Source organism: Ningiella algicola (assembly GCF_028401415.2).
Classification (GTDB): Bacteria; Pseudomonadota; Gammaproteobacteria; order Enterobacterales; family Alteromonadaceae; genus Glaciecola.
The window spans coordinates 3,974,889-3,989,539 of the sequence record NZ_CP171821.2; the positions used below are offsets into that span (position 1 = coordinate 3,974,889).

General features: G+C 43.0%; 11 protein-coding genes. 5 read left to right on the forward strand and 6 right to left on the reverse strand.

Going from position 1 to position 14,651, the window contains the following annotated elements:
• Nucleotides 1–14 precede the first annotated feature (14 nt).
• On the forward strand, nt 15–1,919 hold the full coding sequence (locus PN836_RS17295; protein WP_395340674.1) for a polysaccharide biosynthesis tyrosine autokinase: 1,905 nt from the start codon (nt 15–17) through the stop codon (nt 1,917–1,919).
• Nucleotides 1,906–2,643: a VpsP family polysaccharide biosynthesis protein gene (locus tag PN836_RS17300; protein WP_395340676.1), complete on the forward strand. Its 738-nt coding sequence runs from the start codon at nt 1,906–1,908 to the stop codon at nt 2,641–2,643. The genes PN836_RS17295 and PN836_RS17300 overlap by 14 nt, the downstream gene beginning before the upstream one ends.
• On the opposite strand, the gene PN836_RS17305 is transcribed toward PN836_RS17300, so the two are convergent.
• The 6 genes from PN836_RS17305 to PN836_RS17330 form a co-directional block, all read right to left on the reverse strand.
• Entirely contained in the window at nt 2,629–4,056 is a 1,428-nt protein-coding gene (locus tag PN836_RS17305; RefSeq protein WP_395340678.1) for an O-antigen ligase family protein, read from the reverse strand. The two genes, PN836_RS17300 and PN836_RS17305, sit on opposite strands and share 15 nt — an antisense overlap.
• 121 nt (nt 4,057–4,177) lie before the next feature.
• Nucleotides 4,178–4,870 (reverse strand): hypothetical protein, encoded by a 693-nt coding sequence (locus PN836_RS17310; RefSeq protein WP_395340680.1) that lies wholly within the window; start codon nt 4,868–4,870, stop codon nt 4,178–4,180.
• A gap of 78 nt (nt 4,871–4,948) precedes the next feature.
• Nucleotides 4,949–6,904 carry an EAL domain-containing protein gene (locus tag PN836_RS17315; protein WP_395340683.1) on the reverse strand — a complete coding sequence of 652 codons (1,956 nt, stop codon included), beginning with the start codon at nt 6,902–6,904 and terminating at the stop codon, nt 4,949–4,951.
• A 51-nt stretch (nt 6,905–6,955) separates the two neighbouring features.
• Entirely contained in the window at nt 6,956–7,606 is a 651-nt protein-coding gene (locus PN836_RS17320; protein ID WP_395340686.1) for a transglutaminase-like cysteine peptidase, read from the reverse strand.
• A gap of 91 nt (nt 7,607–7,697) precedes the next feature.
• A complete protein-coding gene (locus PN836_RS17325; protein ID WP_395345728.1) occupies nt 7,698–9,104 on the reverse strand; it encodes a mannose-1-phosphate guanylyltransferase/mannose-6-phosphate isomerase in 1,407 nt (468 codons plus the stop codon).
• Nucleotides 9,105–9,231: 127 nt separating this feature from the next.
• Entirely contained in the window at nt 9,232–11,676 is a 2,445-nt protein-coding gene (locus tag PN836_RS17330; protein ID WP_395340688.1) for a putative bifunctional diguanylate cyclase/phosphodiesterase, read from the reverse strand.
• A 462-nt stretch (nt 11,677–12,138) separates the two neighbouring features.
• Here PN836_RS17330 and PN836_RS17335 point away from each other — a divergent pair, with 462 nt between their 5' ends.
• The 3 genes from PN836_RS17335 to PN836_RS17345 all read left to right on the forward strand — a co-directional run bounded on the left by PN836_RS17335 (nt 12,139) and on the right by PN836_RS17345 (nt 14,645).
• Nucleotides 12,139–12,972 (forward strand): phytanoyl-CoA dioxygenase family protein, encoded by an 834-nt coding sequence (locus PN836_RS17335; protein ID WP_395340690.1) that lies wholly within the window; start codon nt 12,139–12,141, stop codon nt 12,970–12,972.
• 172 nt (nt 12,973–13,144) lie between these two features.
• Entirely contained in the window at nt 13,145–13,579 is a 435-nt protein-coding gene (locus PN836_RS17340) for an ion channel (RefSeq protein WP_395340692.1), read from the forward strand.
• A gap of 1 nt (nt 13,580) precedes the next feature.
• A complete protein-coding gene (locus PN836_RS17345) occupies nt 13,581–14,645 on the forward strand; it encodes an efflux RND transporter periplasmic adaptor subunit (RefSeq protein WP_395340694.1) in 1,065 nt (354 codons plus the stop codon).
• The last annotated feature ends 6 nt before the right edge of the window (nt 14,646–14,651 follow it).

The window sequence follows — 14,651 nt, forward strand, 5'->3', positions numbered from 1 at the left end:
TCTAATGTCCATGTATGTTTTGGCCAATTTTGCTCACCCTATCTGAAATACAGTCTATTAATTCTCGCAGGTACTTTCGCGCCGTAAAGCGATTATTTTGGCGCATTGTTGGATTGGCTTTTTGCATTACGGTGTTGGCTATTCTCATTTCGTTCACGCTAGAAAAAAAATATACTGCCAAAGCATCTTTATTGCTTGAGCCGCCGACTCCATTAACGCTCTCAACGGAAGCAAAAGAGACGGAACCAGAGCCGAAGGATTTGACGAAAAATGGCGCAATGAAAATAAAAAAGCGTGATATCAGTGGTGAAAGCTACTTGGATTTTCTCAATACACAATATCAAGTGCTAGCATCTCGGCCACTTGCTGAGCGTGTTGTAAAACGGATGAAGCTAGATCAAAATCCTTACTTTGATATCAGCAAATTCAACGACAACCAAGGCTTAGTTTTGCGCATTATCAATGATATTCGAGCATTATTGCGAACGGCGCTTCCTTTCTTGCCGGCACAAACGACTCCAAAGTTAAGCGATGAGCAGATGAGCAAACGGCTTATACAGTTCGCCACTGATCGTTTACTGGCGTCCATCAAGGTTGTTCCAGTTGAAAATTCACATGTGTTGACGCTTGAAGTTGAAACACCCGACCCGTCGCTTAGCCATCGCATAGCAAATAACTATCTTCAAACTTATATTAATGATGATTTACGCATTAAAAAGCGTATGGGTGAAAAAACACTCGCGTTCATGCAGGAGCGACTGACCGGGCTAAGCGCAAACTTAGAAGAGTCTGAACTTGCCTTATTGGAGTTCTATGATAAGCAACAGCTAGGAACTAAAAACGGCTCGATAGATTTAGGTATAAATACCAGTGATCCCGTAGGCGCAAAATTCCAGTTATCCCCTCAGTTGGTTCAGCAAATGCGGAGCTTGCAAAGGGAGGTAGAAATAAACCAACACCTGTATAAAGTACACCTTTCTGAACTGAAGAGTATGGAGAGGCTTTACCTGTTACAACCTTGGTACGCTCGTATTCTGGAGCGAGCAAGTCAGCCAGAATCTGCCTCTAGCCCAAATCAGGTTCTAATTGTGTTGGTCAGTTTTGTGTTGAGCGCCTTACTTGGTATTTTTTTGGCTTGTTTGAATGAATGGTTAAATAGCGTGATTCGCTCTGTTGAAGATGCCGAATATAAATTATCGCAGCGCTGCTTGGGTGCACTTCCATATGATGATGAACTACATGCGGGTCGTAGCGTTTCTGACATGCTTAAGCACGACACAAAAGCCCCTGGTGGTCAATTTTTTGCTAATTCTTTAGTAGACTTAAGCGAGGGCTTATACTCCTTGCTAAGTACAAAGAATACAGCGTGCATTCAAGTAACATCAACCTTGCCAAAAGAAGGGGTAAGTACAGTATCAATTGTGCTTGCTTTCTTATGTGGACAAAGGGCAAAAGTGCTGCTTGTTGATGCAAATTTACGTGAGCGTTCGTTGGCAAAAGTATTACGCTTGCCCAAACATCAAGCCGGTGTGGTTGACATACTCTGTGGAACTCATAGCGTGGAGGAATGTTTAGTAAAGAATGAAAAGCTTGGCATTCAGATTTTGAGCGCAGGTTCACCAACACCAAAGCCTGAGTCTTTATTAAAATCAGAAGCAATGGAGGGGTTAATCGAGAAAGTTCGCGACGCTTTCGACTATATTTTTATAGATAGCCCTGCAATGCACTCTTATGATGATAGTATAGCGCTTGCGCGACTATGTGATTCGACAATATATGTTGTTAAAGCAGATGGTACACACTACGAATTAATTCAGTCCATGCAGTACAAGTTGAAAGAGAGCGGCAACCGGATCGAAGGCACAATCCTCAATCAGGCGCGATTTGCGCAAAATGAGTCAGAAAATGATAGCGATTGACAAAACCACCATAATTGAATGGACAGCACTTTTAAAAAGGCAATTTAGCAAGACCAAACTAACGCGTACCATGTTGATTTGTTTTGCTGTGCTCGGTGCTTTGAGCGCGTTAAGATTTGGAGCCGCCAGTTTAAATTATCATCATGCTACTAACGGTTTAGCGCAATTAAAAGCAGACCGTAATGAACTGGATGCAGATGATTTTGAATCAATCAGAAATGCCGCAACACAAGCGGAGTTTTACCATGCAAGCCATCCGTTTTATGCCGATATCTCAGCCCAAGTGGACGAATGGTCAGTGGTGTTAGGCATTAATGAAGCATCAGCACTTGATGAGGCAAAAGACAAGTATCTTCGCGCAACCCATTTGCGTCCAAGCTGGCCTGTGACTTGGGGGTCGCTTGCTATGATTAAGTGGCGTAAAAAAGAATTCGACCAAGAAATGCTCAAATATCTTAAAAAAGCAGATAAACTTGGTCCACACAAACCTGAGGTTCATATCTTGTTTGCTCGACTTGGCCTTGCCCTTTACAGCGTTAATCACCCAATGTACAAAGAAATAAGAGAGCAGACTCAACGACGCGTTGTAGAGGGTTTGCGCCACCCTAAAAGTCGACGCGACGTTAGAAGAGCAATCAAGAACACAAAGTCGATGGACTTCGCCTGTGCTTGGTCAAAGCAGCAAAACCAGTACGTATTTGACCGAATATTAAAGTGTGCTTGATGGCTTATCAGAGGATTTTCTTGAACTCGGTTTTTTCAGTTTAAGAGAGTTTGATATCATCGCAAGGGCAATAAATACAACAAAATAGCAAGCATTCGCATAGCCTTGTAATGGAAAGTCTACGCTAATATGAATACACATTCCTAATACTGCCACCGCGACCGCAAATGATGTGCCTTTAAATATGGAGTTCTTTCGTAAATACATGGCCCTAAATGCTTTATAGAACGTAAAAAGGCATATTGCTAGTAGAATGAACGCACCGACTAAGCCAAACTCAATAACAAACTGCAGATAGTCGTTGTGAGCGTGATCATAAAATGCCGACACATAATTTTGCTGATATTGTGGGAAAATACTGTAAAAACTTCCTGCGCCACTGCCAAAAAGCGGAAAGTCCTGAATTATGGGCAATGCGTCAGCAACAATCTCATCTCGAGACTCGTTTGCCAGGCTCGTTTGTGCTAGACGGTCTTTCACCCGCTCCAGGCCGAAATACGCGCTAACAATAAACAAGTCAATAATAAACATACTAACGACGAAAATAAGTAGGCCGTTGCTCCTATTTCGAATCAGCATCAACGCTATTAATCCCACAATGGCGACCGATGCGAAAAACGCGACATTACCCATTCGAGAGCGTGACATCACCAAACCTATGACGATAATGGCAAGACCTATTCTTACAATAGTTTTGCTGCCTAACAGGGTCTCAATAAAGGTTCGGAGTCTATCTCTTTTTGACATTGACTTATCTTTTTCGAGTGCAGCAACGATGAGACCGATACCTGCAGCCAGAGAAAGCAACAAAAAGTTTGCAAAATGGTTGTGGTAAACGAAGCTTCCCGTTGCTCGGTTCTTTATATCCATGTCAAAAACTAAACTGGTCTGGGCACCAGACAAAATAGTGATTGTCCCATAGAGCGCTTGAAAAGTGCCAGCCGCTAGCATGGTCAATAGTAGGAGCTTAATTCGTTTCTCAGAATTAACTAATTGCATGATCAATGTCATTAGACAAAACAGGCTCAGCAACTTGATAAAATTAATTGTGCTTTGGCCTGAATCGATGGATAGATAAAAGGTGTCTGCATTGCTTAGACTATATAGCTCAGCAGAGGCGGGTGATAATAAAGATACGATAGCTTCAGGCAACGGGATGATTTGCAGCAGCGCCAAAAAAATGAATCCAAGCCACAAATAAATCATGCTCATGTACTTCGATAAACCGACATGCCTTGCACTAGGCATCTTTATACAGGTATAGATTGATAGGGAAAATATGCAAATTTCAAAAAAACTCCATGCCCATGGCCGGTTCGCACCCAAGGGGATAGGAAGTAAAAACAGTAAACCTAACAGCAGATAAAACGGCATATCCAGTCGGTCATGTGAGTGCTTCAGTAATTTGCTCAAAATGTGGCTTCTAAATAAGTATTGCGCGAGTTAAAAGTCGTGTTGATTATTTTTTGTAATGCTAAGATGAAAATTAGGCCTAAAAAAAGCCCCTTAAAAGGGGCGTTTTTGTACGTGATAATTAGTTATCAGACGCTGTGTCGTCACCACTGCCGGTGCCGCCACCGCCAATACCTGCGCCGAGCGGGTCAATATCCTGTACAGACAGGGCTGCAAGGAAATCATCGCTGACTGCGGCTGCTGCAAGTGCATCGAAACCATCGGTGGGAGGAAGCTCTACGGGTAATTCATTACCCGTTGCAGTTGCCTCACCGAATAAAGCTGGGTCAGCATTTGCGTCTAACATCGCTATCGTGAGCTCGTCAGAATCAAGTATTCCAGTAATTGCAACGCCATCATAAATCTCTTGAGCGAAATCAGGATACAGCGCAACGCCCAGTCGGATGGTCGCTTGAGCCTGTTCTGGCTGTGCTTCCACTAAGCGTTTTGTTACTTCAATTAAGCTGTTATGCTCAGTCATAAGCTCGTAGAACGTTTTAGCCAAGCCTGAGTCAGACGCTACCGTTACCTTCGCATCTACGTTCAAAATATTGCTGTCGTCTTCTAACGATTTCTCAACTGCTGAATCTATCGCAGCTTGTTCTGACAAACTGTCATTTAGATATAATGAAACGATGTTACCATGCAGTCTGTGACCAGGCTGTTCATCATTGCCAAACAAAGATTCCGTGTATGCTAGTCGAGCATGTGCAGAAGCTGCAAACATCGTTGCAACGACCAGTCCTACTATCATGTGCCTAATTGACATTTTCAATCTACTACTCCAATAATCAAACTCCGCTTCGTATTTTACTAGCAGTTTAATTTTTATTCAACTTAATCGTTTAATACGCTAATTATTCGCTTTCTGAGCAGCGCTTTGCACAGCGCTGGGTTGTGAAAGGTAAAACCCTTGGAAACCCTCTACGCCGCTGCTCTTGAGCCACAAATAGTCCTCTTCAGATTCCACTTTCTCAACTAAAACACGAATATCAAGGCCATGGGCTATGTTGATAAGCGAACCAACGAAAAGCTGATTATCTGCTTGATTATGAACGTCGTGAGTGAATCGACCATCTATTTTTAGGAAATCTGGCATAATTTGCCGAATGTGCGCTATCCCTGCTAGCTGAGCGCCAAAATGTTCGATACAAATATCGATACCATAGGACTTTAATCGGCTGGTTAATGTGGCTAGGGAGTGAATATCGTTCACTAGAGCGCGCTCGGGAATCTCTATTACAATATTAGGGCAAACTGAACGATAAACATCGAGTTTCTCAAACAACCACTCAATAAATTCACTGTTAAAAAGTGATATTCGATTGATATTTACACCTATGCGATTGTTCGTTTCAGCGGCTAATACAAACAAGTTTTGCACAATCAGTTTATCGATTTCTATTGAGTGATCTAACCTTATTGAGGCGGGAATCAATTGATTCATAGGAACGATATCGTTTGTCCGGCTGTCTTTTATCCGAGCAAACCACTCGGAATAGATAAGGTTTTTATTCTTGCTTAAAATATCTTGCGCAACAAAGTTTGCTCGTCCGTCTTCAACAATATGACGGATTTTGGTATTCCACTCCGCATTTGAAAATGATACTGACTCCGAGGAGGATATCTCCCAACGAGATTCGTTTTCCATTGCAGTAATTAAGGTAGTGTCAATACGCTCCATTACACTTTTATAAGAGTCTTGGTAACAAAAAGGTGCTGCGCTTATATGCGCAACGCCATCAACATGCTCATTGCGCTCAGCGCGTTTGGTATAAATTGCAAGCAGTTGGGCCATTGTCTTTGCATTTGCCTCACGTAAGTTTTCAATAATCAAGGCAAAGTCACTTCCGTTAAGTCGGTAAAGTGAGAAATGTTCATATTCAGCAGCCGCGGCTTCTTTTATCGATTGACAGATAGTCTTCAAGTATTTGTCACCAGCCTCACCACCAAAATTGGTATGAATACTTTTGAGGCTGCTGGCGCGTATTAAGAATAAATACCCTTGCGCACTTGCCTCGCTATCGTTAAGCAATCCCTTGATCGCAAGCTCGAACGCGCGGCGGTTGCCCACACCCGTCACAAAATCTGCATAGGCAAAGCGACGGTATTCTTCAGACTGATTGCTGAGCTTTTTAAACATAACATACAGCTTTTCTGACATGTTATTGATGGCTTTTACGAAGCGGCTTAGCTCGGTTGTAGTAGGCACTATTTGAATTTGTTGGAATTGTTTTTGACTGATTGCATCCGCCTGATTAATCACCGCATTAATGGGGCCGGTAATGACTCTTTTTACCAAAAACCATACGAAGACGAGCGAAAGACAAAAAGCGACAAGGATAACAATGAAACTCTGCACAGCATTCTGCCACAGTTGATCGTAGGCCTCGCTTTTATTGCTTTTTACTACCAGTGAGCCTTTAATGCTCCATCCATCATTAATCTGAGACACACCCTCGGCAACATCGAATTCGAACAGTTCCACAAACCACTTTGGCGCTTCGGTTTGAGACTGACTTCCTTTTTGAAGAATTACAGCGTCATCGGCATTGCTTAATGTAATAGACCGATAAAAACCTTGGTCGTAAATGGCATTTATCATCGTTTCAATAATAGAAAGGGAAGATTCCTCACCAATATGCGGCGAGATGGACAAGCCTAATGACGTTGCAGTGTCTTGAGCGTGCGAACTTAGTTGTTGCTCAATGAATGCGCGCGCGTTAGTTGTGTTCATCCACAATATACCGACTAGTGTAAATAAAAGGACAAAGAAAAATCCAAAACCTAATTGTTTAGACAAGGACATTTTTACTGTTCTCCTTTTCGCTATTTACCTTAAATAACATCAGTTTACTCATTAATGACCCTCCTGCATCCTTTTATTCAATTCAGCCCAAAGGGAATGATTGTTCTTATTTTGCATCTGTCTTCCTCGTCCTTGTGATTTAGCAAGCCACAGCCCATCGCCGTTAAAACTGTAAACTGGTCGAAGATCATCGCGTTGTGATGCGGGTAATATGCTTGTCTCAAGGTTGTCCAGTACTAAAGGAATGGATGTGGGTGTCTCATAATAGGCCAATACCATGTGAGCTTGGTCATATTCCAGCGCGGTCACATACATCAATCTCAATTTCTGTGTCGGTATACCGAGCTTACGCAGTGAAAAATATTTTGCGATCGTAAAATCTTCGCAATCACCAGCATTTCGACCCAAAAACTCAAGCGGTGTTGCCCAATAGTCAGCTTGCTGCCACAAGCTCGCATCGTTGACAAACCTGACTTGGTTAAAAAACTGATTTACCGCCTCTAACTTTTCGCTTACGCCTGAGCGCTGGTAGCCCTCAATAATGTCTTTCCATTCAAGCACGCGCGCTTTGGCTTCTTCGCCGTAGCGTGACTGAGCCCGTTCAAAAAGCGTTTCGTTAAACTCGATATCCGAAAGTGCAGTGCCATGCCAGCCTATTAAGCTTAAAAGGATAAAGCATCGAATCTTTACTACACGCAACATATAGAGAATGTGTTTGCATATGTTTTCATCCTTTATATCATCGTGCCGTAAACCATAAACCTTAGCTTTTTATTTGCTAATTGCTATTGTGCTATTTCACCCTTCCATAGCGATCTGAAAAACGAACAATATCGTCCTCCCCCAGATAGCCTCCAGACTGCACCTCAATAAGGTCTAAGGGTATTTTTCCCGGGTTCTCTAGGGCATGTATCTCGCCAACCGGTATGTAAACTGATTCGTTCTCTGTCACCAGTTGAGTGTTGTCGCCAATGGTCACACTCGCAGTGCCGCTTACAACAATCCAGTGTTCCGCGCGATGATGGTGCATTTGCACCGATAGCTTCTCACCTGGTTTTACCGTAATTCGTTTAACTTGATACCGCTTGCCATTATCAATTGAATCGTAGCTTCCCCAGGGTCTAAATACTTCTCTGTGAAACTCAAATTCAGGTCGGTGATTGCTTTTAAGTTCATTAACTACGCATTTAATGTCTTGCACTTTATGGCGATTTGCAACCATCACAGCGTCTTTGGTCTCAACCACAACAATATCATCTAAGCCAATCACAGAGACAAGCCGCTGCTCAGCGTTGATGTAGCTGCCACTCACGCCTTCAAGCATGACATCTCCAACACAAACGTTGTTGTTCACGTCCTTCTGTTTGCTGGTTTCCCACAGCGAGCTCCAACTCCCCACATCACTCCATCCAGCGTCCAAGCTGACCATGCAGGCAGCAGTGGTATTTTCCATTACTGCATAATCTACTGATTCATCGGGACATTTTTCAAAATCTGCCTGACTAATGCGAATAAAATCTAAATCGCTTTCTGTTTCGGTAATGGAGTCTTCACAGGCTTTAAAAATATTCGGTCGATGCTGTTTTAGCTCGCGCAAATATGCGCTTGCCTTGAACATAAACATCCCGCTATTCCAAAAATATTCGCCAGACTCAAGATATTTAAAGGCAGTAGAGGCATCTGGTTTTTCAACAAACTCGGCAACTTGCGACCCTTGCGCGAACGCTTCACCCGCCTTGATGTATCCGTAGCCGGTGTGCGCTTCAGTTGGAACAATGCCAAAGGTAACTAATTTATTTTGTTCAGCCAGAGACTGTGCCCTGGAAATCGCGCCTTCAAAGGCTTCGTGATCTTCAATTAGATGGTCAGCGGCTAATACTAATAAGATTGGGTCATGATCATTTTTTGAGGCAAGCATTGCCGCAAGCGCAATTGCAGGCGCCGTATTTCGGCCCACAGGCTCCAACAATATGCCATCATGCTTAATACCGGCGCGAAGCATCTGTTCCGCCGCTAGAAATCGATGGTCCTCATTGCAAATAATCATTGGATTGCTCACCGCGCTTGGGGGTAAACGCAAAATGGTATCTTGTAACATGGTGCGTTCGCTTGTGAGGGACAGAAATTGCTTAGGCAATGCAGCGCGTGATTTCGGCCACAAACGGCTTCCACTTCCGCCAGCGAGAACAATCGGCTTAATCATAAATATGTACTTCCTTGAAACTTTCTAAATTCTGAGGCGAATGTTAGCAAGGATTTTGGATAAGCAATAGGGCTTGTTTGAGCTTTTATTATCACTGCTTTATCGGGCGTGCTCTATCTGTTGCTTAGCTATTATCACGCAGCCATGTTTCAAATAAGTCAGCATCAATGGGTTTGCAAATAAAGTAGCCTTGTGCCCATTGACAGCCGATGGATGTTAGCACGTCTAGGCTTTTCTGATCTTCAACGCCTTCGGCAACTGAATCTAGACCAAAGTTTTCTGCAAGCGACATGATCGTCTTGCAAATGGTTATTTTTTCATCATTTTTTGCTAATTCGAATACAAAGCTTCGGTCTATTTTAAGGGTGTCCACAGGTAAGTCAGTCAAGTATGCGAGAGATGAATAACCCGTACCAAAGTCGTCAATAGCGATAGCGAAGCCCGCTTGTCTCAGTTTGCTTAAGTTACTAATTGCGATATCCGGGTTCTTTACAATGACACGCTCCGTGAGTTCAAGTACGCATACGTTTGTTGGCAAATTGAATCTGGCGAGAGTCTTGAGGGCGAAAGATTGAAATGTGGTGTCTAAAATGTCATCGGCACATACGTTTATCGCCATTTTGAGGCCTGGCTTAATTTTTAGAAATCTCAGCAGGTCTGAAAATGCTTGGTTCATCACCCATTTTGTTAGCAGTCGAATAAACCCGGCTTGCTCAGCAATCGCAACAAATTCGTCAGGCGGAACTTGCCCAAATTCAGGATGATTCCATCGAACCAGCGCTTCAAGTTGTAGCTGAGACTTATCAATCAAAGAAATTTTCGGTTGGTACACCAAACTCAGATACTCACCATGGTTGTCCAGTGACTGTTTGAGTTTGTTCATGATTGCTAAGCGCCTTAAGTAGCGCTCCTCTTGCGAGCTGTCAAACGCTAGTATCCGGCCTGTGTTTTGACTGGATTCGTCAAATAATATACTTAGTCGTCGAAACAGTCCCTCGGCATCGAGCGCATCTTTGGGGCAGCTCAGATACCCAATAGCAATTTTAAATTCGGTAGATATGCCATCATATGAAAACGATTCAGCGAGTTTAGTCTGGAGTGCTGTTAAGTCGTCAATCGAAAGCGCTTGTTCTGGAATAAATAATATCTTTCCCCCTGTGAGCCTGGCGCATAAGCCAGAGTATGAACCCATCCTTTGAGCTACGCATTTCAATGCTTCGTCGCCAAATTCAAATCCAAAGGTATCATTGATCCCACGAAAGCCTGAGATGTTAATTCCCACTGCCTGAAAAGACTGTTTTTTGTCGAATAATGCTTCAATTTCGTTTTTGATTTGAGCGCGATTGTACAAACCTGTGAGTGAGTCCACTTGCGCCTGATGGCGAATGGTAGCTTCGCGTTCCTTTATTGAGGTGCGCATCGTTTCAAAAGCACCTGCTAATTTGCCTACTTCAAATGGCTGATTGCTAAGTTCTAATGGAATTGAGTAATTCCCAGACGCAATGCTCTGAGCGGATGCTGCTATTTGCTTAATTGGGCGTGTGATACGGGAAGCTAGCACTGCACCCAGTACAATCGCGATGACAACTGCAATCATCGAAACCAAGGCAATAGTGGTATGAAGCGCAATTACATTGGTTGCGACTCGTTGTGCATTTATCATCAAGTAAAAATCGACAGGCGTAGTGCTCGTGTCGTAGCTTAAGGCTTCAGGTGCTTGTGTTGTCAGAATCTTAGCGTTTTGAATGTTCAATTGCTTAGTAAAATATGGCTGTAACCCAAGCATTACTCGCCAGTTAAATAGTCCTAGATAGTTGTCGTCTACCAGTGAGCGAATCAATTCTTGCGCGCTCACCGGCTCATTTGCAGACGTGATCGCAACTGGCCCGGAATGTGAATACTCTCCCTGCACGGAATGTTTATCGTATTCTGGATAATTTCCGTAGGTTAAGGCGATATTCATGCCTAAGTTTTCTGAAAACTCCAACACGATTTGTTCATCAACGTGAAATGCAAGCAGCAGTGCTTCACTGCTTTGAGGCGAAAGCTTAACAAGACTGGACCAAAAAAGAGAATCGTTCGAAACAATAAACGCGGAATTGTCTAGAGAGCTTTGTTTAAGACTGGTCTTGAAAGGCACAGAGTTAGATAAAACAGACAGCGCAGCATGACTAAGCTCATTGGCATAAGAAGCATCCTGCTGCACTGCAGAGTCCACCGTATCGGCGATAAGCTGTCCAGAGTTGAGCTGTAATTTGGCGACGATTGAGGCCTGCGTTTCAAACTTGATTGTATTTAATGCCTGCTGGACAGATTGGATCGAAGATGAGCCTAATTCGTCAGCAATACTTTGACTGTCAAGCAAAACAAAAAGCTGCTCTTGCTTGGCATTTCGATAATTATTAATGATGTTTTCAAGGCCTATTGACGCACCTGTCAGGCCTGTATTGATATTTTTATGCACCGTTTTGCTGAGGTTGTTGTAAACCACCGCCAGAATGAAGAAAGCAGTTAGAAAAACCAAGCTAGCAATAAGGGAAGCTAGTTTAATGTTTAATGATATTTTCATTCTTGTTCAGCAAAGGTCTCATTCCGTAATATTCTTCATTGCACAGAATTATCACTCAATAAATTAAGCACTCTTTAGACTAATTCCTCATAACGATAATGACTAATCGTCCAGCGATTGCAAGTAATTATGGGTATTAAGGATGAAAGGCTTGGTTTTTAGGGTTTTTAGACACGGTTGATTAGTGCTTTTTAGATGATATGACCGGTGCCATTCCTGAAACTGATGACGCGAAATCAAAAGGCTTACACAACCAATAATACCAAAATCAACTGTGTATAACGCAAGATGCTGCAGACGCGAGTCGTGAATTCAAGCAAAACGCACCAAGATAAAACGAAAAAAAATAATTTTATTTCATAAAAAGAGTATGCAATTAAACAACATATTCATCTTTGCTACTCTTCAGCGCTTTGATAATTTGCGAAGATAAGTCAAAAACTTGCCGGCAAAGTGGTTCATGTGAATTATCTAAATCAAATTAAACGTGTCAGTGCTTCTGACATAGCAGCATATCAACAAAATGGACACGTCCGAATTAATCAGGTGTGCGAGAAGAAAAACATTGATGATTTTCGACATCAAGTAAATCTGTCGGTTAACAAACGCAAAGAAATGATTAATCTTGCACCACTTGAAGAGCGTTCCACCTACGACAAAGCCTTTTTGCAAATTATGAATATTTGGGTTGAGAATCCACAATTGGCAAAATGGATATTAAGTAAGCGATTTGCAGGCGTTGCGGCGCAGCTAATGGGGGTGGAAAAAGTGAGGATTTATCACGACCAAGCACTATTCAAAGAGCCCTCTGGTGGTTTTACGCCTTGGCATCAAGATCAACACTATTGGCCGCTCGAGACTGATAACTGCATTACCATGTGGATGCCTCTGATGGATATTACAAGGGATATGGGAACACTAAATTTTGCTAGCGGCACGTCAAAAGTAGGGTACCTTGGCGATATGCCTATTTCAGATGATTCAGAGGCGTACTTAAGTAAACTCTGTGCAGAACAGGGCTTTGACATCGCAAACTATGGCAATATGGAAGCGGGGGACGCGACCTTCCATTCCGGTTGGTGCTTGCATGGCGCAGGGCCAAACTTAACGAATACGCTACGAGAAGTCATGACCATCATCTGGTATGAAGACAATACCAAGATAATAGCCAGACCAGACCCTCAAAATCGTTGGAATGCTTCGCGTGAGAATGATTTAGCAACGTGGTTGCCTGGCTGCTCTGAAGGCGAAGAAGCGGCGAGCGAGATTAATCCCCTCATTTCCCCCTTTTCATAGGATAGTTCTGTTGTATAACGCTTAAATTTATCTAAAAACCTCAATTTATTTTGAGCTTGAAGGATAAGTGTAGGATACTCTCGTCAAAAAAGCGGCAAGTTAGTCTATCTATGTCGGCACACATAGTGTTCAGAGCACTTAAACGCCAAAGCTAATGGTGAAATGGAAGTGTATGCTTAGTCAAATATTAATAGGTTCAGTGCTTATTTTTGCTACGGTATTTGTTCAGGCGGCGAGTATTTCCGCGCTCAATGCGGTCATAACACGTTTTTCGCTTCACATGACACACCCAATCAGTTTTTTGAAAAGCACGATATTACTTTCGTTTATCGTATTGTGGCTGGTGATTGGTTTAGTGATCACATGTTGGCTATGGGCCGGCCTGTATTTATACGTAGACGCCTTGCCGACGCTCGAAGAGTCGCTATATTTCTCAATAGTGACCTTTGCGACATTAGGCTATGGAGATGTTGTGCTTAATGAACAATGGCGAATGCTCAGCAGCATTACTGCATTAAATGGACTAATTTTACTTGGCGTAAACACGGCTTATCTGGCTCAGGTATTGTCTGATTATCGCAGCAAACAACAAAACTCAAGGACATAACATGATACATCAAGTCAGAAGGCTAAGTTTTTTAAGCGCTTCGTTGCTCATTTTAGGCGCTTGCAGTGACCCAGAGCCAGCGGTGCAAGAAGAAGTTGTTCGTCCTGCCAAAGTGATTGAAGTTGTTGCGTCGGATAATACTCGTGAATATCGATTTCCTGCCATTGTTGAAGCGATAAATTCAAAGGACTTAACGTTTCTGGTACAAGGACAAATTGTTGAACTCAATGTCCGAGAGGGAGATCAAGTTAAGCAAGGGGATATTATTGCTAGGCTTGATAAACGCGTATATCAAAATCAATTAGACTCTGCTGAAACACAATACAAGACGGCGCAAATCGAATTCGAGCGTGCCACCCGACTAATGGCTGCTGATGCGATAGCGAAAAGTATTTTTGATCAGCGAGAGAATGCACTTACACTCGCACAAAGTCAGCTAGACAATGCAGAAAAAGCGGTTGAAGACACCATACTAAGAGCGCCATATGATGCCGTCATTGCAGAAAAGCATGTTGAAGAGCTACAGGCCGTTGGCCCACAAAACCGCGTAGTCACCATTCAAACAGACGGCGCCGCAGAAGCGAAAGTTAAAATTCCTGCCAGCATTGTTTCGCAAATTAAACAAATCACACCGGTTTCAACCAAGGTAGTGCTTGATAATCAGCTTGCCAGCCCGCTTGACGCTAATCTTGCGGGTGCTATTGCTTTAGCAGACGAACGCTCACAGACCTTTGAAGCAAGCTTTAGCTTTACGCCCACGCCCGAAATGACCGTATTACCTGGGATGACAGGGATTGTACTTGCTACACTCGCTTTTGAAAACGAAGCAGACAGAATTGGAAGAGTACTCGTGCCAGTTAGCTCAGTGTTGACCGACTCCCAAGGTGAATTTGTGTGGTTGGTAGATGAATCGAGCAACACTGTGTCTCGTCAAAGCGTAAGCGTAGGTGAAATTGCTGATGACAAGATTACGGTAGAACGTGGTTTAACACCTGGCATGATCATTGTTGGTGCCGGTGGTTCATACTTGGTAGAGGGTGCAAAAATTCGCCCTCTACAAAGCTAGTCGAAA

Bases quoted from the DNA above. Each gene is read 5' to 3' on its own strand.
- PN836_RS17295 (WP_395340674.1), top strand. From the start codon at position 15: ATGTTTTGGCCAATTTTGCTCACCCTATCTGAAATACAGTCTATTAAT.
- PN836_RS17315 (WP_395340683.1), bottom strand. From the start codon at position 6,904: ATGTCCTTGTCTAAACAATTAGGTTTTGGATTTTTCTTTGTCCTTTTA.
- PN836_RS17340 (WP_395340692.1), top strand. From the start codon at position 13,145: ATGCTTAGTCAAATATTAATAGGTTCAGTGCTTATTTTTGCTACGGTA.
- PN836_RS17330 (WP_395340688.1), bottom strand. From the start codon at position 11,676: ATGAAAATATCATTAAACATTAAACTAGCTTCCCTTATTGCTAGCTTG.
- PN836_RS17320 (WP_395340686.1), bottom strand. From the start codon at position 7,606: ATGTTGCGTGTAGTAAAGATTCGATGCTTTATCCTTTTAAGCTTAATA.
- PN836_RS17345 (WP_395340694.1), top strand. From the start codon at position 13,581: ATGATACATCAAGTCAGAAGGCTAAGTTTTTTAAGCGCTTCGTTGCTC.
- PN836_RS17300 (WP_395340676.1), top strand. From the start codon at position 1,906: ATGATAGCGATTGACAAAACCACCATAATTGAATGGACAGCACTTTTA.